Below are 18,648 nucleotides of genomic sequence, written 5' to 3' on the forward strand. Positions count from 1 at the left end.
GTCGAGATCGTGATCCCGCGCGCCTTCTCCTCGGGAGCCTTGTCGATCTGGTCATACGCCGTGAACGACGCACCGCCAGACTCAGCCAAAACCTTCGTGATCGCAGCCGTCAAGGACGTCTTGCCATGGTCGACGTGACCAATCGTTCCAATGTTGCAATGCGGCTTCGTGCGAGCGAATTTCTCTTTGGCCATCGTAGCCTCCGTCCGTCAGTCGTTTTTAATCGAAAAGGGTTCAGATATCGCAGATCAGGCGTATTTGGCCTGGACCTCGGCGGCGACCGCCGAAGGAACCTGCTCATAGTGGTCGAACTGCATGGTGTAGTTGGCGCGTCCCTGGCTGAACGAGCGCAGCTGGTTGACGTAGCCGAACATGTTGGCGAGCGGCACCATCGCGTTGACGACGACGGCGTTGCCGCGCATGTCCTGGCCCTGGATCTGGCCGCGACGCGAGTTCAGGTCGCCGATGACCGAACCGGTATAATCTTCCGGGGTCACGACCTCGACCTTCATGATCGGCTCGAGCAGCACGGAGCCACCCTTCTGCAGACCTTCACGCAGCGCGGCACGCGACGCGATTTCGAAGGCGAGAGCCGACGAGTCGACCTCGTGGAAGGCGCCGTCGGTCAGCGTCACCTTGACGTCCACCACCGGGAAGCCGGCGATGACGCCCGATCCGATGACCGAGTTCAGGCCCTTTTCGACGCCGGGGATGTATTCCTTCGGAACCGACCCGCCGATGACCTTGGACTCGAACAGGAAGCCCTTGCCGACTTCATTCGGCTCGACCGTCAGCTTGACGCGGGCGAACTGACCCGTGCCGCCGGTCTGCTTCTTGTGGGTGTAGTCGATGTCGACCTTCTTGGTCAGCGTCTCGCGATAGGCCACCTGCGGCGCGCCGATATTGGCGTCCACCTTGTAGGTCCGGCGCAGGATGTCGACCTTGATGTCGAGATGCAGTTCGCCCATGCCCTTGAGAATGGTCTGGCCGCTCTCCTGGTCGGTCGAGACGCGGAAGGACGGATCCTCGTTGGCGAGCTTCGCCAGCGCCAGACCAAGCTTCTCCTGGTCGGCCTTGGACTTCGGCTCGATCGCGATCGTGATGACCGGCTCGGGGAACTCCATCCGCTCGAGGATGACGGACTTGATCGGATCGCACAGCGTGTCGCCGGTGCGGACATCCTTGAGGCCGGCCAGCGCGACGATGTCGCCGGCGAAAGCCTCCTTGATGTCCTCGCGGTTGTTGGCGTGCATCAGCAGCATGCGGCCGACACGCTCTTTCTTGTCGCGGGTCGAATTGATCACGCCTGCGCCAGTCTCGACCTTGCCGGAATAGACGCGGCAGAAGGTGATGGTGCCGACGAAGGGATCGTCCATGATCTTGAAGGCGAGCATGGAGAAGGGATCCTCGTCCGTCGGATGACGAACGGTCTCTTCCTCGGTCTTGAAGTCGATGCCCTTGATCTCGCCACGGTCGACGGGCGAAGGCAGGAAATCAACCACTGCATCAAGAAGCGGCTGGACGCCCTTGTTCTTGAAGGCCGAACCGCACAGCACGGGATGGAAGGCGCGGCGCTGGACGGCGGTCCGGACCAGGCGACGCAGCGTCTCGGCGTCGGGCTCGGTGCCTTCGAGATAGGCCTCCATCGCCACGTCGTCCATGTCGACGGCGGCTTCGACCAGCTTGTTGCGGTATTCGGCGGCCTTGTCGGCGAGATCGGCGGGAATGTCCTTCTCTTCGAAGGTCGCGCCGAGGGCCTCGCCGTTCCAGACGATCGCCTTCATCTTGATCAGGTCGATGACGCCGACGAAGTCGGATTCAGACCCGATCGGGATCTGCAGGCAGACGGGCTTGCCGGCGAYGCGGTCGATGATGTCCTGGACGCAGCGATAGAAATCGGCGCCGATCTTGTCCATCTTGTTGACGAACACGATGCGCGGCACGTCATACTTGTCGGCCTGGCGCCAGACGGTCTCGGTCTGGGGCTCGACGCCCTGGTTGCCGTCGAGCACGCAGACGGCGCCGTCGAGCACGCGCAGCGAACGCTCGACTTCGATGGTGAAGTCGACGTGGCCAGGCGTGTCGATGATGTTCAGGCGATGCTCGCGCCACAGGCAGGTGGTGGCAGCCGAGGTGATCGTAATGCCACGCTCCTGCTCCTGCTCCATCCAGTCCATGGTGGCCGCGCCGTCATGGACTTCGCCGATCTTGTGCGACTTGCCGGTATAAAACAGCACGCGCTCGGTCGTCGTCGTCTTGCCGGCGTCGATATGCGCCATGATGCCGAAATTGCGGTATCGGTCGATGGGATGAGTGCGTGCCATAGGAGCGCTCTGTCTTTCTCAAATCTGCCGAACGGTTACCAGCGGTAGTGCGAGAACGCGCGGTTGGCTTCCGCCATCCGGTGCGTGTCTTCACGCTTCTTCACCGCGTTGCCGCGGTTGTTGGCGGCGTCCATCAGCTCCGAGGAGAGCCGCTCGACCATCGTCTTGTCGTTGCGGCCGCGGGCGGCCGTGATCAGCCAGCGGATCGCCAGCGCCTGACGGCGCTCGGTGCGAACCTCGACCGGAACCTGGTAGGTGGCGCCGCCGACGCGACGCGAGCGGACTTCGATCGCCGGAGCAACGTTCTCGAGCGCGCTCTTGAAGACGGCGAGCGGATCGCTCTTCATTTTGCCTTCGATGATTTCGAAAGCGCCGTAGACGATCCGCTCGGCGGTCGACTTCTTGCCTTCGTACATCACCGAATTCATGAACTTCGTCACGATGATATCGTGGAACTTCGGATCGGGAATGATCTCACGCTTTTCAGCGCTATGGCGGCGGGACATCGTCTAGTCTCCGGTCAAATCTAAAACGCTGCGAACCGGCTGGGCTCATCGCCCTGCCAATCAGGCAGAACTCACTTCGGACGCTTGGCGCCGTACTTCGAACGACGCTGCTTGCGGTTCTTGACGCCCTGGGTGTCGAGCACGCCGCGCAGGATGTGGTAGCGCACGCCGGGCAAATCCTTGACGCGGCCGCCGCGGATCATGACGACGGAGTGTTCCTGAAGGTTGTGGCCTTCACCGGGAATGTACCCGATCACCTCGAAGCCATTGGTCAGCCGCACCTTGGCGACCTTGCGGAGCGCCGAGTTGGGCTTCTTCGGCGTCGTCGTATAAACGCGCGTGCAGACGCCGCGCTTCTGCGGGCAGGACTCGAGCGCCGGAGCGGTGTTGCGCGCCTTGACGGGCGAACGCGGCTTGCGAATGAGCTGGCTGATTGTCGGCATTCTGGCCTCTCGCTCCACTGAGCGTTTGGAAATCTTTAGGTCCGTGGCCCAGACCGAACGAAGCCATGACACAAACGAAGCCGCGCCATCGGCTCCCGGCAGGGAAACCTCAGGCGCGTTCGCCAGCAGAGGACCACGGGTTACCCCGCGCTCATGCATCCTGCCATGTCGTCTATCGACGCTGGAATTTCCGGTGGAGTTTCGGCCGCGAAATTCGCTCGCAACGAGGCAAGAGCGACATACGTGTCCGACAACCACCGACAGTGGCGCGCTTATGACTCGGCATCCGAGTCGCGTCAACCCCGAATTAGCATTTGGCGGCCCTCACCGCCGGATCAGTCCAGCTCCGGAGCGAAACCAGGGCCCTCATGCCGATGGATGGCGTCCAGACGCATTCGAACGCGCAAGGTCCTCATATGAAAGAGGCCGCCCCGAAGGACGGCCTCGATCAGGATCGATGGCTGAGGCGCCCGAGCGCCGGCAACCTTACTCGGCTGCGGGCAAGGCCGCAGCGATGGCCGCGGCCGCGCTGGCTGCCGCCGCATTGGCGGCCTTGGCCGCCTTGGCTGCGGCATCCGCCTTCTGGCTGACGATGAGATCGTCGCGACGCGTCGCCACCTGCTTGATGCGGGCGACCTGCGCGCCGGTGCCGGCCGGGATCAGCGAGCCGACGATGACGTTCTCCTTGAGGCCTTCCAGCGTGTCGTACTTGCCGTTGACCGCCGCCTCGGTGAGGACGCGGGTGGTTTCCTGGAACGACGCCGCCGAGATGAACGACCGCGTCTGCAGGCTCGCCTTGGTGATGCCGAGCAGGACGGGCACTCCGGAAGCGGGCTTCTTGCCCTCTTCCTTCATCTTCGCGTTGATCTCCTGCAGCTCGATGCGGTCGATCTGGTCGCCGGTCAGGATGTCGGTATCTCCCGACTCGGTGATCTCGATCTTCTGCAGCATCTGCCGGACGATCACCTCGATGTGCTTGTCGTTGATGCCCACGCCCTGGAGGCGATAGACCTCCTGGATCTCGTTCACCAGATAAGCCGCCAGCTCCTCGACGCCCTTGATCGCAAGGATGTCGTGCGGGGCCGGATTGCCGTCGAGGATATAGTCGCCCATCTCGACGACGTCGCCGTCCTGGAGATGGATGTGCTTGCCCTTCGGGATCAGGTATTCGAGCCCGTCGGAACCATCATGCGGGGTCAGCGTGACCCGACGCTTGTTCTTGTAGTCCTTGCCGAAGCCGATGACGCCGGCCTTCTCGGCGATGATCGCCGCATCCTTGGGACGGCGCGCCTCGAACAGTTCCGCCACGCGCGGAAGACCGCCGGTGATGTCGCGGGTCTTGGCCGAGTCGGTCGAGACACGCGCCAGCACGTCGCCAGCCTTGATGTGAGCGCCCGGCTCCATCGAGATGATGCCCTCGACAGGCAGGATGTAGCGGGCTTCGCCGCCACGCGCGAGCTTGGCGATCTTGCCGTCGGGGCCGTGCACCGTCAGCGCCGGACGCAGGTCCGACGTGCGGGCCGAGCCGCGCCAGTCGATGACGACGCGCTTGTTGATGCCCGTCGCCTCGTCGGTCGTCTCGGTGATCGACATGCCGTCCACGAGATCCTCGTAGCCGACCGTGCCGTCCACTTCCGCCAGGATCGGGCGGGAATAGGGGTCCCACTCGATCAGGCGCTGGCCGCGCTTGACCTTGTCGCCCTCGTCGACACGCAGCTTGGAGCCGAACTGGACGCGGTGAACCGCGCGCTCGGCGCCGTCTGGTCCGACGATCACGACGGCGATGTTGCGCGCCATGGCGATCAGGTCGCCGTCCGAGTTGCGCGCCACATTGCGGTTGCGCATCTTCACCACGCCCTCGAAGTTCGACTCCACGAAGGACTGGTCGGCGATCGTCGCCGCGCCGCCGATGTGGAAGGTGCGCATGGTGAGCTGCGTACCCGGCTCGCCGATCGACTGCGCCGCGATGACGCCGACGGCTTCACCCATGTTGACGGGCGTGCCGCGGGCGAGATCGCGTCCGTAGCAGGTCGCGCAGACGCCGTTCTTGGTGGCGCAGGTCAGCACCGAACGGATCTTCACCTCCTGCACGCCGGCGGCGTTGATCGCCTCGATATGCGCCTCGTCGATCATCGTGCCCTTCGGCACCAGAACCTTGCCGTCGATATCGGTGACATCCTCCGCGGCCGAACGGCCGAGGATGCGGATGCCGAGCGAGGCGACGACCTGGCCCGCGTCGATGATGGCGCGCATCTTGATGCCGCTCTCCGAGCCGCAATCGACTTCGGAGATGATGGCATCCTGCGCCACGTCGACGAGACGGCGCGTGAGATAGCCGGAGTTGGCCGTCTTGAGCGCGGTGTCGGCGAGGCCCTTGCGGGCGCCGTGGGTCGAGTTGAAGTACTCGAGAACGTCGAGGCCTTCCTTGAAGTTAGAGATGATCGGCGACTCGATGATCTCGCCCGAGGGCTTGGCCATCAGGCCGCGCATCGCCGCGAGCTGCTTCATCTGGGCTGGCGAACCGCGCGCACCCGAATGGCTCATCATATAGATCGAGTTGATCGGCAGATCGCGGCCGTCCTTGTCCTTCTTCACCGTCGAGATGCGCAGCATCATCTCCTGGGCGAGCTTGTCCGAGCACTTCGCCCAGGCGTCGACGACCTTGTTGTACTTCTCGCCCTGCGTGATCAGGCCGTCCTGGTACTGCTGCTCGTAATCCTTGGCGAGCGCGCGCGTGGTGTCGACGATCTCCCACTTGTTCTCCGGCACGACCATGTCGTCCTTGCCGAAGGAGATGCCGGCCTTGAAGGCGTGTGTGAAGCCCAGCGACATGATGCGGTCACAGAAGATCACCGACTCCTTCTGACCGCAGCCGCGATACACGGCGTCGATCATCCCGGAGATTTCCTTCTTCGTCATCAGGCGGTTGCTGACGTCGAAGGTCATGTTCGCGTGCCGGGGCAGCGCGGTCGAGAGGATCACGCGACCAGGCGTGGTGTCGTAGATCTTGGTGTAGTCCTTGCCGTCGGCGCCGAGGCCGGTCCAGCGATATTTGATCTTCGAATGCAGCGTCACGACCTTCTCGTGCAGCGCGAATTCAAGCTCTCCGATATCGCCGAAGATCTTGCCCTGGCCCGGCTCGCCGTCCGAGACGATCGAGAGGTAATACAGGCCCAGCACGATGTCCTGCGACGGCACGATGATCGGCAGGCCGTTCGCCGGATGCAGGATGTTGTTGGTCGACATCATCAGCACGCGCGCTTCCAGCTGCGCCTCGAGCGACAGCGGAACGTGCACGGCCATCTGGTCGCCGTCGAAGTCGGCGTTGAACGCGGCGCAGACCAGCGGGTGAAGCTGGATCGCCTTGCCCTCGATCAGCGTGGGCTCGAAGGCCTGGATGCCAAGGCGGTGCAGCGTCGGCGCGCGGTTCAGCATCACCGGATGCTCGCGGATGACCTCGTCCAGGATGTCCCAGACCTCCGGCTTCTCCTTCTCGACCAGCTTCTTGGCCTGCTTGACCGTGGTCGAGTAGCCCTTGGCGTCGAGGCGCGCATAGATGAACGGCTTGAACAGCTCCAGCGCCATCTTCTTGGGCAGGCCGCACTGGTGCAGCTTCAGCTCCGGGCCGACGACGATGACCGAGCGGCCGGAATAGTCCACGCGCTTGCCGAGCAGGTTCTGGCGGAAGCGGCCCTGCTTGCCCTTCAGCATGTCGGCGAGCGACTTCAGCGGACGCTTGTTGGCGCCGGTGATGACGCGGCCGCGACGCCCGTTGTCGAACAGCGCATCGACCGATTCCTGCAGCATCCGCTTCTCGTTGCGGATGATGATGTCAGGCGCGCGCAGCTCGATCAGCCGCTTCAGGCGGTTGTTGCGGTTGATGACGCGACGATAGAGGTCGTTCAGGTCCGACGTCGCGAAGCGGCCGCCGTCGAGCGGCACCAGCGGGCGCAGATCGGGCGGGATCACCGGGACGATGGTCATGACCATCCATTCCGGCTTGTTGCCCGAAAGCTGGAACGCCTCGATGATCTTGAGACGCTTCATCAGCTTCTTGGGCTTCAGCTCAGACGTCGTCGTCGCGATCTCATGCTTGAGATCGGCGTTGATCTGGTCGAGGTCGAGCGCGCGCAGCATCTCGCGGATGGCTTCCGCGCCGATCATCGCAGTGAAGGTATCCGCGCCGTACTCTTCCTGGCAGCGGACATACTCTTCTTCCGAGAGCAGCTGACGGTCCTTGAGCGGGGTCAGGCCCGGCTCGATGACCACATACGACTCGAAATAGAGGATGCGCTCGAGATCCTTGAGCGGCATGTCCATCAGGAGGCCGATGCGCGAGGGCAGCGACTTCAGGAACCAGATATGGGCGACGGGGGCGGCGAGCTCGATATGGCCCATGCGCTCGCGCCGGACGCGGGCGAGCGTGACTTCCACGCCGCACTTCTCGCAGATGACGCCCTTGAACTTCATGCGCTTGTACTTGCCGCACAGGCACTCGTAGTCCTTGATCGGCCCGAAGATGCGGGCGCAGAACAGGCCGTCGCGCTCGGGCTTGAAGGTCCGGTAGTTGATGGTCTCGGGCTTCTTGATCTCGCCATAGGACCAGGACAGGATTTTCTCCGGGCTGGCGATCGAGATGCGGATCGCATCGAACGCCTGCTGCACCGGCTGCTGCCCAAAGAGATTCATGACCTCTTGCTTCATCGCCTGCTCTCCTGCCGCCGGCGGGGGTCTCTGGAACCACCCTGCCCGGCCTTCATGCGATCAACCGGCGGCGTGAGTGTCGCCGGCATGATGTCGTCTTCCGCCGTTCCTTAGGGAACGACTGGCTTATTCGGCCGCTTCGGCCGGCGGCAATTCGCCGGTCTTGGGCTTGTTGTTGATCAGTTCGACATTGAGGCCGAGCGAACGCATTTCCTTGACGAGCACGTTGAAGCTCTCGGGGATGCCCGCCTCGAAGTTGTCCTCGCCGCGCACGATCGACTCGTACACCTTGGTGCGGCCCGCAACGTCGTCCGACTTCACCGTCAGCATTTCCTGCAGGGTGTAGGCGGCGCCATACGCTTCGAGCGCCCAGACCTCCATCTCGCCGAAGCGCTGTCCGCCGAACTGCGCCTTGCCGCCCAGCGGCTGCTGGGTCACGAGCGAGTACGGGCCGATCGAACGGGCGTGGATCTTGTCGTCGACCAGATGGTGCAGCTTCAGCATGTAGATGTAGCCCATCGTGACCTTGCGGTCGAAGGGCTCGCCGGTGCGACCGTCATACAGCGTCGACTGACCAGATGAGTGCAGACCCGCCTGCTCCAGCAGCCGCTCGATATCGGCCTCCTTGGCGCCGTTGAACACCGGCGTCGCCATCGGCACGCCGCGACGAAGATTTTCGCCCATTTCGACGAGCTCGTTCTCGTCCATCGAGGCGATGATCTCGTTGTCGTCGTAGACGGCATCGAACGACGCCCGCAGCGCCTTGACGTCGTGCGCCTTCTTGTAGGCGTCGATCGCCTTGCCGATCTGCTTGCCGAGACCCGCAGCCGCCCATCCGAGATGGGTTTCCAGGATCTGGCCGACATTCATGCGCGACGGCACGCCGAGCGGGTTGAGCACGATGTCGGCATGGGTGCCGTCCTCGAGGAACGGCATGTCCTCGGCAGCCACGATGCGCGAGACCACGCCCTTGTTGCCGTGACGGCCGGCCATCTTGTCGCCGGGCTGGATCTTGCGCTTCACCGCGACGAAGACCTTGACCATCTTCATCACGCCGGGCGGCAGTTCGTCGCCACGCTGCAGCTTCTCGACCTTGTCGAGGAAGCGCTGCTCGAGGCGCTTCTTCGATTCGTCGTACTGCTTCCGCATCGCCTCGATTTCGGTCATCAGGGCGTCGTCGCCGGTGGCGAACAGCCACCACTGCGAACGCGGGAACTCGGTCATGCCCTCGCGGGTGATGACGGTGTCCTTCTTGAAGCCCTTGGGCCCGGCGAGACCGGTCTTGCCGGTCAGGATGTCGGCCAGACGCGCGAACGTGTTGCGGTCGAGGATCGCCTGCTCGTCGTCGCGGTCCTTGGCGAGACGCTCGATTTCCTCGCGCTCGATCGCCTGGGCGCGTTCGTCCTTGTCGACGCCATGGCGATTGAACACGCGCACTTCGACGATCGTGCCCTGCACGCCGGGCGGAACCCGCAGCGAGGTGTCGCGAACATCGGAGGCCTTCTCGCCGAAGATGGCGCGCAGCAGCTTCTCTTCCGGCGTCATCGGGCTTTCGCCCTTGGGCGTGATCTTGCCGACGAGGATGTCGCCCGCAGCCACTTCGGCGCCGATATAGACGATGCCGGCTTCATCGAGGTTCTTCAGCGCTTCTTCCGAGACGTTGGGAATATCGCGCGTGATTTCCTCCGGCCCGAGCTTGGTGTCGCGGGCCATGACCTCGAATTCCTCGATATGGATCGAGGTGAAGATGTCTTCCGAGACGATCTTCTCCGAGAGCAGGATCGAGTCCTCGAAGTTGTAGCCGTTCCACGGCATGAACGCGACGAGCACGTTGCGGCCGAGCGCGAGCTCGCCGAACTCGGTCGACGGGCCGTCGGCGACGATGTCACCCTTCTTGATGACGTCGCCGACGCGCACCAGCGGACGCTGCGTGATGCAGGTCGACTGGTTGGAGCGCTGGAACTTCTGCAGGCGGTAGATATCGACGCCGGGCTTGGTCGGATCCATCTCGTCCGAAGCGCGGATGACGATACGCGTCGCATCGACCTGGTCGACGATGCCGGCGCGACGGGCCGCGATGGCCGCGCCAGAGTCACGGGCGACGACCGCTTCCATGCCGGTGCCGACGAAGGGCGCATCGGCGCGAACCAGCGGCACCGCCTGGCGCTGCATGTTCGAGCCCATCAGCGCGCGGTTGGCGTCGTCGTTCTCGAGGAACGGGATCAGCGCGGCCGCGACCGAAACCAGCTGCTTGGGCGAAACGTCCTGGAAGTCGACCTTGTCGACCGGCGTGACGATGACCTCGCCGGCGCGGCGGCAGACGATCAGGTCGTCGGTGAGGCGGCCTTCCTTGTCGACGGCGGCATTGGCCTGGGCGACGTTGTACTTCGCCTCCTCCATTGCCGAGAGATAGATGATCTCCTCGGTCTGCTTGCCGTCGCGGATGCGGCGATAGGGGCTCTCGATGAAGCCGTACTTGTTGACGCGCGCAAAGGTCGCGAGCGAGTTGATCAGGCCGATATTCGGGCCTTCCGGCGTCTCGATCGGGCAGATGCGGCCGTAATGGGTCGGGTGCACGTCGCGCACCTCGAAGCCGGCGCGCTCACGCGTCAGACCGCCAGGTCCAAGCGCCGAAAGGCGACGCTTATGCGTGACTTCCGAGAGCGGGTTCGTCTGATCCATGAACTGCGAGAGCTGCGACGAGCCGAAGAATTCGCGCACCGCGGCAGCCGCGGGCTTCGCGTTGATCAGGTCCTGCGGCATCACGGTGTCGATGTCGACCGACGACATGCGCTCCTTGATGGCGCGCTCCATGCGCAGCAGGCCGAGGCGATACTGGTTCTCCATGAGCTCGCCGACCGAGCGCACCCGGCGGTTGCCGAGATGGTCGATGTCGTCGATCTCGCCCTTGCCGTCGCGCAGGTCGACCAGCGCCTTGACGACCGCGAAGATGTCTTCCTTGCGCAGGATGCGCACGGTGTCCTCGGCGTCGAGGTCGAGACGCATGTTCATCTTGACGCGGCCGACGGCCGACAGGTCGTAGCGCTCCGAATCGAAGAACAGCGACTGGAACATGTTCTCGGCGGTTTCGAGCGTCGGCGGCTCGCCGGGACGCATCACGCGATAGATGTCGAACAGCGCCTCTTCGCGGCGCGAGTTCTTGTCCACGGTCAGCGTGTTGCGGATGTAGGGACCGACCGTGATGTGGTCGATGTCGAGCACCGTGATCTCGGTGTAACCCTTGGCGATCAGATCGACGAGGTTGCCCTTCATTTCGCCGGTCTTGGCCTCGGCGGCCATGGCCAGCTCTTCGCCGGCCTCGGCGTGGACTTCACCCGTCTCGGGATCGACGATGTCCTCGGCGATGTACTGGCCGACAAGGTCCTCGTCGGTCGCGCGCAGGAACTTCAGGCCCTTCTCGGCGAGCTGCCGCGCGGTTCGCGCGACGAGCTTCTTGCCGGCTTCGACCACGACTTCGCCGGTGTCGGCGTCGATCAGGTCGACGGTGGCCTTGAAGCCCTTCATGCGCTCGGCGTCATAGGGAACGCGCCAGCCCTTGCCGTCGCGGACATAGGTGATATGGGCGTAGAAGCGGCTGAGGATCTCTTCGCCGTCCATGCCGAGCGCAAACAGCAGCGACGTCACCGGGATCTTACGCTTCCGGTCGATGCGCGCGTAGACGATGTCCTTGGCGTCGAACTCGATGTCCAGCCACGAGCCGCGATAGGGGATGATCCGCGCGGCGAACAACAGCTTGCCCGACGAATGGGTCTTGCCCTTGTCGTGGTCGAAGAACACGCCCGGCGAACGGTGCATCTGCGAGACGATGACGCGCTCGGTGCCGTTGACGATGAAGGTGCCGTTATCGGTCATGAGCGGCATGTCGCCCATGTAGACGTCCTGCTCCTTGATGTCCTTGACCGACTTCGCCTGGGTATCGGGATCGATATCGAACACGATCAGGCGCAGCGTCACCTTGAGCGGCGCCGAGAAGGTCATGCCGCGCTGGCGGCACTCGTCGACATCGTATTTCGGCGGCTCGAAGGTGTACTTGACGAATTCGAGCAGGGAGGCGCCGGAGAAATCGCCGATCGGGAAGACCGAACGGAAAACCGACTGCAGGCCTTCGTCGCCGCGGCCGCCCTTGGGCTCCTCGACCATCAGGAACTGGTCGTAAGACGCCTTCTGAACCTCGATGAGGTTCGGCATCTGCGCGACTTCCTTGAGTTTTCCGAAGAACTTGCGGACGCGCCTGCGGCCCTGGAGCGAATTGACCATGTTGTTCCTCGCAATCTCGGGGACATGACGCCAGACGGTGGAAACCACCCTCCGGGAAACGCCCTGCCCCAACCCTACAGTTCAGGGGCGGATTCGGATGCCCGATCGATCCGACCCGACATCATCCAGCCCTGGACGGCTCACCCGGCGGCCCGCCGGACAAAAGGCGGCATGGCCGCCGGGTGAACCGCTCGGCGCCATCGCGCCGAAATCTTCTCGAAGCCCCCGCAACCGGAAGCTGCGTTCGTAGCGCTTGCAACCTTCCGCACGCCAGTGCGGAAACGACGCAACAGCCCCGGAGGCGGAGACCGCCCCGGGACTGTTTGTAGTGTTAGGGTCGGACCGGCATCAGCCGGCCCTGCTCACTTGAGCTCGACCTTGGCGCCGACGCCCTCGAGCTGCTTCTTCAGCTTCTCGGCTTCGTCCTTGGTAACGCCTTCCTTCACGGCCTTCGGAGCGGCCTCGACCAGATCCTTGGCTTCCTTGAGGCCCAGGCCGGTGATGGCGCGGACTTCCTTGATGACCTCGATCTTCTTGTCGCCGAAGGCGGCAAGCATGACCGTGAACTCGGTCTGCTCTTCGACGGCAGCCGCGGCGGGGCCGGCGGCGGGGCCGGCGACTGCGACGGCGGCGGCGGCGGAAACGCCCCACTTCTCTTCGAGAAGCTTGGCGAGGTCGGCGGCCTCGAGGACCGTGAGGGACGACAGCTCGTCAACGAGCTTGGCAAGATCAGCCATGATTGGCTCCTGTTTGGTAAGAGGTTCGAACGTTGATCAGGGGTAACTGGCCTGGATCAGGCCGCTTCCTTGTCGGCATATGCCTGGAACACGCGCGCGAGCTTGGCTGCAGGCGCGGTCGAGAGCTGGGCGATCTTCGTTGCCGGGGCCAGGAGAAGGCCGAGCAACTTGGCGCGCAGTTCATCGAGCGAGGGCATCGAGGCCAGAGCCTTGACACCTTCGGGGTTCAGGGCGGTCTTGCCCATCGCGCCGCCGAGAATGACGAGCTTGTCATTGTCCTTGGCGAAGGCGATGGCGACCTTCGGCGCCGCGACCGGATCGTTGGAATAGGCGATCAGGGTGGGCCCCGTCAGCAGGTTGCTGACGGACGCGACGTCGGTGCCTTCAAGAGCGATCTTGGCCAGCCGGTTCTTTGCGACCTTCACGGTGGCGCCATTCGCCTTCATCTCGCGACGAAGCTTCTGGAACTGGGCCACCGTCAAACCCGCATAGTGGGCCACGACGACGACCGAGGTGTTCGCAAACACCGCGTTCAGCGACGCGACGGCATCATTCTTTGCCGTTCTATCCACTGGGCTCTCTCCGGTAGGCGGCAGGCTTGAGGGCTTGCCGCCGGTTGCACGTGTCGCTCTCGACTAGACCCCGGTTGACACCGGCGCTTGAAGAAAGCGACGCTCAGTGCCCTGTCCCCGCTCCTGGCCATGGCTGGCCTTGATCGGGCGAGATGGTTCGAACCGTCTTCGGGACCTTGCGATCCCGCTTGAGCTCTTGCACCGTCTATGCAGGCCTCTTGGCGAAATTATGCCCTCGGGCGAACCCTCAGTGCACCTGCAGTCTCAGACAGGACTGGATGATTCGGGTGCAAAGATCGCTCTTGGCACCCCAAACACCCATCTTTCGGCGGCGAACCGCCAAAAAACGCGAAACGGACCCCTTCGCGACAAGCGCGCTGGAGCCCACATCACTTATGGAAACAGGATTGCGTCTTAACGCCTTCGCCTGTCTCTGCCAAGTGGGGACTTGACGCAGTCGGGTCAAGTCCAGGGCGACGGCCGGCGAAACGCCAGCCGTCAGGCCTCTCAGCCGCCCATGACCGTGTTGGGCTCGATCTTGACGCCCGGACCCATGGTCGAGGAGATCGCGACGCGCTGGACATAGGTGCCCTTGGCGCCGGCAGGCTTGGCCTTGGCGACCGAATCGGCGAACGCCTTGATGTTCTCGGCGAGCTTCTCGGCCGAGAACGAGACCTTGCCGACTGCGGCATGCACGATGCCGGCCTTCTCGACGCGGAACTCGACCGAACCGCCCTTGGACGCAGCAACCGCCGAGGTCAGGTCCATGGTGACGGTACCGACCTTCGGGTTCGGCATCAGGCCGCGCGGGCCGAGAACCTTACCGAGACGGCCGACGAGCGGCATCATGTCGGGGGTCGCGATGCAGCGGTCGAAGTCGATCGTGCCCTTGGAGACGATCTCGACCAGATCCTCGGCGCCGACGATGTCGGCTCCGGCCTTCTTGGCCTCCTCGGCCTTGGCGCCGCGGGCGAACACGGCGACGCGAAGCACCCGGCCCGAACCGTTGGGCAGGTTGCAGACGCCGCGGACCATCTGGTCGGCGTGGCGCGGATCGACACCGAGATTCATCGAGACCTCGACGGTCTCGTCGAACTTGGCGGTGGCGCGCTCCTTGACGAAGTTGATTGCGTCGCTGAGCGGGTAGAGCTTGGTGCGGTCAATGCCGTCACGGCCCTTGACGACGCGCTTTCCGATATGTGCCATAATCGCTCCCCTCAGCCCACGACTTCCAGGCCCATGGACCGGGCGGAGCCCTTGATCATGGACGAGGCGGATTCGACCGAATCGCAGTTGAGATCGGCCATCTTCTTTTCGGCGATCTCGGTGATCTGGGCGACAGTGACCTTGCCGACATTGCCGCCGCGACCGGGGGTCTTGGAGCCCGAGGTCAGGCCGGCGGCCTTCTTCAGCCAGTACGACACCGGCGGCTGCTTCATCTCGAAGGTGAAGGAGCGGTCCTGATACGCGGTGATGATCACCGGGATCGGCATACCCTTCTCCATCTGCGCGGTCTTCGCGTTGAAGGCCTTGCAGAATTCCATGATGTTGAGACCGCGCTGACCCAGCGCCGGACCGATCGGCGGCGACGGATTGGCCGCGCCCGCCGGAACCTGAAGCTTCACGTAGCCCGTGATCTTCTTTGCCATGATGGCTGCTCCTGCCGCCCGCCCCGATGCCTATCGGAACGACGACAACCCCGCCCGTGAACGACTTCGTTCCGGACCGGGATGGTTGCAGAGCGTGGTACGGCAGGGAATTCCGGTTGGCGACCGGCTTGCCTCCCACGCATGTGAGGGCCGGGCTATGGCACAGTCGGCCGCGCAGGGAAAGCATTTTCAGCAGGTCTCAGGCGCTTTATCCGGCCTTCACATCCTGTGGGGCGAAGACGGCCCGGCTCCCGCCGCGCTGAATGTAGTCGCCGAGCGCCAGCCCGATATGGACCGCGACAAGGCCGATCAGCGTGAAGGCGAGCACGGCGTGGCTCTTGAACAGCCAGTCCGCATAGCCCGCTCCCTCCGGCCAGATCGGCGGCAGGGACAGGCCGAAATAGACACCGCGCGCACCATAGTCGGAAATCCCGGCCCAGCCGAGCAGCGGCACGAGGACGAGCCCGGCATAGAGCACGCCATGGACCCAATGGCTGCCCGCGCCCCTGCGCCAGCGGCCCGAGAGTTGCGCGGCGATGCGATAGCACAGCCGCAGCAGCACCAGCCCGAGCAGACTGACGCCGCAGACCTTGTGGAAGGTATAGAGCGCAGCCAACAGGCAAGCGAGCATACCAAGCAGGCCGCCCCAAAGGGCCATGCGCTGCGGTACCGTTGCCTTGAAACTCTTGGGAAACATGCGTGTCCACGCCGGGGTTGCCGGCGAAGACCTTGCGTCAGCTCACTTAACGAGGCCTTAACCAAGCCGCCCAGCGACCGGCGATCCGCCGGCCTCGCGAGCCCGTGATCGCAGGCGTCCCGCTCAGAGCTTCTCGACCTGGCTGTATTCGAGCTCGACCGGCGTGGCGCGGCCGAAGATCGAGACGGCGACCTTGAGCCGTGCGCGACCATGGTCGACATCCTCGACGACGCCGTTGAACGAGGCGAAGGGGCCATCGGCGACCTTCACCTGCTCGCCGATCTCGAACACGATCGTCGGCTTGGGCCGCTCGATGCCCTCCGCGACCTGGCCCTTGATCCGCATCGCCTCATGCTCGGGGATCGGCATGGGCTTGGCCTTGTCGGCGCCGAGGAAGCCGGTGACCTTCGGCGTGTTCTTGATCAGGTGGTAGACCTCGTCGGTCATTTCGCATTTCACCAGCACGTAGCCGGGGAAGAACTTGCGCTCGGCATCGACCTTGCGGCCGCGCCGGACCTCGACGACCTTCTCGGTCGGCACCAGCACCTCGTCGAACTTGTCGGCGAGGTTGCGCTGCGCCGCCTGGTCGCGGATCGACTGCGCAACCTTGTTCTCGAAGTTGGAATAGGCGTGGACGATGTACCAGCGGGTGTTCACGTGTCTGATTCCGTTCAGCGGGCGCCGAGGATGAGGCCGAGCGACCAGCGGATGATCGTGTCGGCGAAGAGGAAGAACAGGCTGGAGACCACGACCATGGCGAGCACGAGGCCCGTCGTGATCAGTGTCTCGCGCCGCGACGGCCAGGTGACCTTGGTCGCCTCGTTGCGGACATCCTGCAGGAAGCTGAAGGGATTGGACTTCGCCATCACGTCACCTTGGGTTCCGAAGCCGCGCTGCGAACCACCGCCGCACCGCCGAATCGGCCGTCCTGAAACATTCGCGGCGCGGGGCTCAGGGAGCCGCGCGCCGTCATGACGAGCCTCATACAACGGGCCGGGTCGTTAGCCAAGCGGCTTTTCAGATCGCGCGCCGCGGCGTCGGACGCGCCTGAGGGACAGGCGCGGACGAGGCCGCACCGGAGTGCCCTGATCAGTAGCCGTACCCGCGACGATAGCCGGGCCGAGGACCGCCATAGCCGCGGCGATACCCATAGCCGGGTCCGCGCCCATAGCCTCCACGTCCGTAGCTTCCGCGCCCGTAGCGCTGCCGGTTGGTGTTCCGGATGATCTCCATCCGGCGCTCATGGGCGGCGGTCGCAGTGAATCCGACGGCCTGATCGTCGAGTTGCCGCGCAACTTGCGCAGGCAGGGCTTCGGCCGCGCCTGCCGTTGCGGGGGCAGCGATAGCGGCAGCTGCCAAAGCAATGGCGCCAAACGTTGCGCCAACAAATGATTTCAGATTCATCCCGGATCCTTTCGCGCCGCGGAGAGCGGGCAGACATCAACCCAACGCACGCCGGATGGTTCCCGCCAATGCCTCGGGGCACTCATTACAATGCGTCGAAATGCCGGGAAATGCGCGCAGCCACTCGCAAGCGCGGCATGAAAAAGGGCGGCCACACGTTGCGTGCGCCGCCCAATCCATTGATATCGCAATTCAATTCTTGGCAGGGGCGGTAGGGCTCGAACCTACGACAACCGGTTTTGGAGACCGGTACTCTACCAACTGAGCTACACCCCTGTAGTCGGCGGTGGTTTGCCCCAAAGGCCTGAGCTTTTCAAGTCGAAAACGCATGGCCGCTCCGGCAGGACGGTTTCAGGCGTCAATGCCGCGATACGGGCCGAGCTGTGCGGCATATTTCGCGACGAGCGTCAGGCCAAAGGCTGTCGGACGCATTGCGGGGGACCGGTCGTGAATCTCGATTCCGGCGCGCACGCCCATGATCCGCTTGCCATAGCAGAGCATCGTTTCGATCGACTGCATGATGAAGACGATCGCCGGCAACACCTCGCGATAAGCCGCCTCGACCCCCGCCTTATCCCGCGCGAGGTGGCGCGCATAGGCCAGCAGGGCATGGTCGATTGTGTCCGGAGCCAGGATCATGCCGGCGCAGCCGGCTTCGAGATTGTCGATCAGCTCAAGTCCGCCCCGCCCGTTCAGGATCGGCAACGTCTCCCGCGTGACCTCGATCAGATGGCGGATCTCGGTCGCGCTGCCCTCGCCCTTGATCAGCTGGATGTTCGGATGCTGGCGGACCAACTCGCGGATGTCGTCTGCCGAAAGGCCGCGGCCCATATAGGCCGGCGCGTTCTGGATCGCGACCGGCAGCGCCGTCGCCTCGGCGACGCGACCGAAGAAGCGGATGTACTCGGCTGCCCCGAATGAGCCGACCATGGGCGGCTGCAGGATAACCCAGTCGGCGCCGCAGCTCTCGGCCGCTCTGACGAGTTCGACCTGCTCGGCGACCGACGAGCCGAAAATGGTGAAGGCGAGCGGAACCCGGCCGGCATTGTCCTCCGCGAGCCACTCCATGACGGTCCGACGCTCGGCAAAGCTCAGCTTCGAGACCTCGGTCGCCAATCCGAGCGCCGCGACACCCTGCACGCCAAGACCGATGCAGAGTTCAGCCTGCTTGCGCATCGCCACCCGATCGAGCCGCTCCTGCGCGTCGAACAGTGCGTAGAGAATGGCGTGGATGCCGGGGAACGGCGGCTTGAAACGCATCGTAACCTCCCTGTTCTCGGAGGTCGTGTGCGATGGCCAACCTCTCTTGAGGAACAGTCAATCACGTTCCGCGG

Annotated in this window: 15 protein-coding genes and 1 tRNA gene; all 16 read right to left on the minus strand. The window is 64.1% G+C overall.

Going from position 1 to position 18,648, the window contains the following annotated elements:
* Positions 1-194, minus strand: a 194-nt coding sequence (locus AC1DZY_RS23880) for a GTP-binding protein (protein WP_476822650.1), incomplete at its 3' end; no start/stop codon positions are given.
* A 54-nt stretch (positions 195-248) separates the two neighbouring features.
* Positions 249-2,324, minus strand: coding sequence for an elongation factor G (gene fusA, locus AC1DZY_RS23885; protein ID WP_476822651.1), 2,076 nt, complete (start codon positions 2,322-2,324; stop codon positions 249-251).
* Between the two features lie 35 nt (positions 2,325-2,359).
* On the minus strand, positions 2,360-2,830 hold the full coding sequence (gene rpsG, locus AC1DZY_RS23890) for a 30S ribosomal protein S7 (RefSeq protein WP_476822652.1): 471 nt from the start codon (positions 2,828-2,830) through the stop codon (positions 2,360-2,362).
* 71 nt (positions 2,831-2,901) lie between these two features.
* Positions 2,902-3,273: a 30S ribosomal protein S12 gene (gene rpsL / locus AC1DZY_RS23895; protein WP_038358286.1), complete on the minus strand. Its 372-nt coding sequence runs from the start codon at positions 3,271-3,273 to the stop codon at positions 2,902-2,904.
* Positions 3,274-3,759: 486 nt separating this feature from the next.
* Positions 3,760-7,977: a DNA-directed RNA polymerase subunit beta' gene (gene rpoC, locus AC1DZY_RS23900; protein ID WP_476822653.1), complete on the minus strand. Its 4,218-nt coding sequence runs from the start codon at positions 7,975-7,977 to the stop codon at positions 3,760-3,762.
* A 126-nt stretch (positions 7,978-8,103) separates the two neighbouring features.
* The gene (gene rpoB, locus AC1DZY_RS23905; RefSeq protein ID WP_476822654.1) at positions 8,104-12,255 is read right to left on the minus strand and encodes a DNA-directed RNA polymerase subunit beta; all 4,152 of its coding nucleotides are present in this window, start codon (positions 12,253-12,255) and stop codon (positions 8,104-8,106) included.
* 362 nt (positions 12,256-12,617) lie between these two features.
* On the minus strand, positions 12,618-12,992 hold the full coding sequence (gene rplL, locus AC1DZY_RS23910; protein ID WP_476822655.1) for a 50S ribosomal protein L7/L12: 375 nt from the start codon (positions 12,990-12,992) through the stop codon (positions 12,618-12,620).
* A gap of 56 nt (positions 12,993-13,048) precedes the next feature.
* Entirely contained in the window at positions 13,049-13,564 is a 516-nt protein-coding gene (rplJ, locus tag AC1DZY_RS23915) for a 50S ribosomal protein L10 (RefSeq protein ID WP_476822656.1), read from the minus strand.
* 507 nt (positions 13,565-14,071) lie between these two features.
* Positions 14,072-14,770: a 50S ribosomal protein L1 gene (rplA, locus tag AC1DZY_RS23920; RefSeq protein WP_476822657.1), complete on the minus strand. Its 699-nt coding sequence runs from the start codon at positions 14,768-14,770 to the stop codon at positions 14,072-14,074.
* An 11-nt stretch (positions 14,771-14,781) separates the two neighbouring features.
* A complete protein-coding gene (rplK, locus tag AC1DZY_RS23925) occupies positions 14,782-15,213 on the minus strand; it encodes a 50S ribosomal protein L11 (protein WP_476822658.1) in 432 nt (143 codons plus the stop codon).
* A gap of 208 nt (positions 15,214-15,421) precedes the next feature.
* Positions 15,422-15,910, minus strand: coding sequence for a cytochrome b (locus AC1DZY_RS23930; protein WP_476822659.1), 489 nt, complete (start codon positions 15,908-15,910; stop codon positions 15,422-15,424).
* 123 nt (positions 15,911-16,033) lie between these two features.
* A complete protein-coding gene (nusG, locus tag AC1DZY_RS23935; RefSeq protein WP_476822660.1) occupies positions 16,034-16,567 on the minus strand; it encodes a transcription termination/antitermination protein NusG in 534 nt (177 codons plus the stop codon).
* Between the two features lie 14 nt (positions 16,568-16,581).
* On the minus strand, positions 16,582-16,776 hold the full coding sequence (secE, locus tag AC1DZY_RS23940; protein WP_476822661.1) for a preprotein translocase subunit SecE: 195 nt from the start codon (positions 16,774-16,776) through the stop codon (positions 16,582-16,584).
* 223 nt (positions 16,777-16,999) lie between these two features.
* On the minus strand, positions 17,000-17,269 hold the full coding sequence (locus AC1DZY_RS23945; RefSeq protein WP_476822662.1) for a hypothetical protein: 270 nt from the start codon (positions 17,267-17,269) through the stop codon (positions 17,000-17,002).
* A 245-nt stretch (positions 17,270-17,514) separates the two neighbouring features.
* Positions 17,515-17,590 (minus strand) — tRNA-Trp (locus tag AC1DZY_RS23950).
* Between the two features lie 75 nt (positions 17,591-17,665).
* Positions 17,666-18,574, minus strand: a complete 909-nt coding sequence (locus tag AC1DZY_RS23955; RefSeq protein ID WP_476822663.1) for a dihydrodipicolinate synthase family protein — start codon at positions 18,572-18,574, stop codon at positions 17,666-17,668.
* Positions 18,575-18,648 lie beyond the last annotated feature (74 nt).

Source organism: Allobosea sp. P2_A10, from assembly GCF_056405115.1.

What these genes read in the sequence shown, in the direction of transcription:
- AC1DZY_RS23955 (WP_476822663.1), bottom strand. Translation starts at nt 18,574, where the DNA reads ATGCGTTTCAAGCCGCCGTTCCCCGGCATCCACGCCATTCTCTACGCA.
- rplL (WP_476822655.1), bottom strand. Translation starts at nt 12,992, where the DNA reads ATGGCTGATCTTGCCAAGCTCGTTGACGAGCTGTCGTCCCTCACGGTC.
- rpsG (WP_476822652.1), bottom strand. Translation starts at nt 2,830, where the DNA reads ATGTCCCGCCGCCATAGCGCTGAAAAGCGTGAGATCATTCCCGATCCG.
- secE (WP_476822661.1), bottom strand. Translation starts at nt 16,776, where the DNA reads ATGGCGAAGTCCAATCCCTTCAGCTTCCTGCAGGATGTCCGCAACGAG.
- rplA (WP_476822657.1), bottom strand. Translation starts at nt 14,770, where the DNA reads ATGGCACATATCGGAAAGCGCGTCGTCAAGGGCCGTGACGGCATTGAC.
- rplK (WP_476822658.1), bottom strand. Translation starts at nt 15,213, where the DNA reads ATGGCAAAGAAGATCACGGGCTACGTGAAGCTTCAGGTTCCGGCGGGC.
- rpoC (WP_476822653.1), bottom strand. Translation starts at nt 7,977, where the DNA reads ATGAAGCAAGAGGTCATGAATCTCTTTGGGCAGCAGCCGGTGCAGCAG.
- rpsL (WP_038358286.1), bottom strand. Translation starts at nt 3,273, where the DNA reads ATGCCGACAATCAGCCAGCTCATTCGCAAGCCGCGTTCGCCCGTCAAG.
- rpoB (WP_476822654.1), bottom strand. Translation starts at nt 12,255, where the DNA reads ATGGTCAATTCGCTCCAGGGCCGCAGGCGCGTCCGCAAGTTCTTCGGA.
- AC1DZY_RS23930 (WP_476822659.1), bottom strand. Translation starts at nt 15,910, where the DNA reads ATGTTTCCCAAGAGTTTCAAGGCAACGGTACCGCAGCGCATGGCCCTT.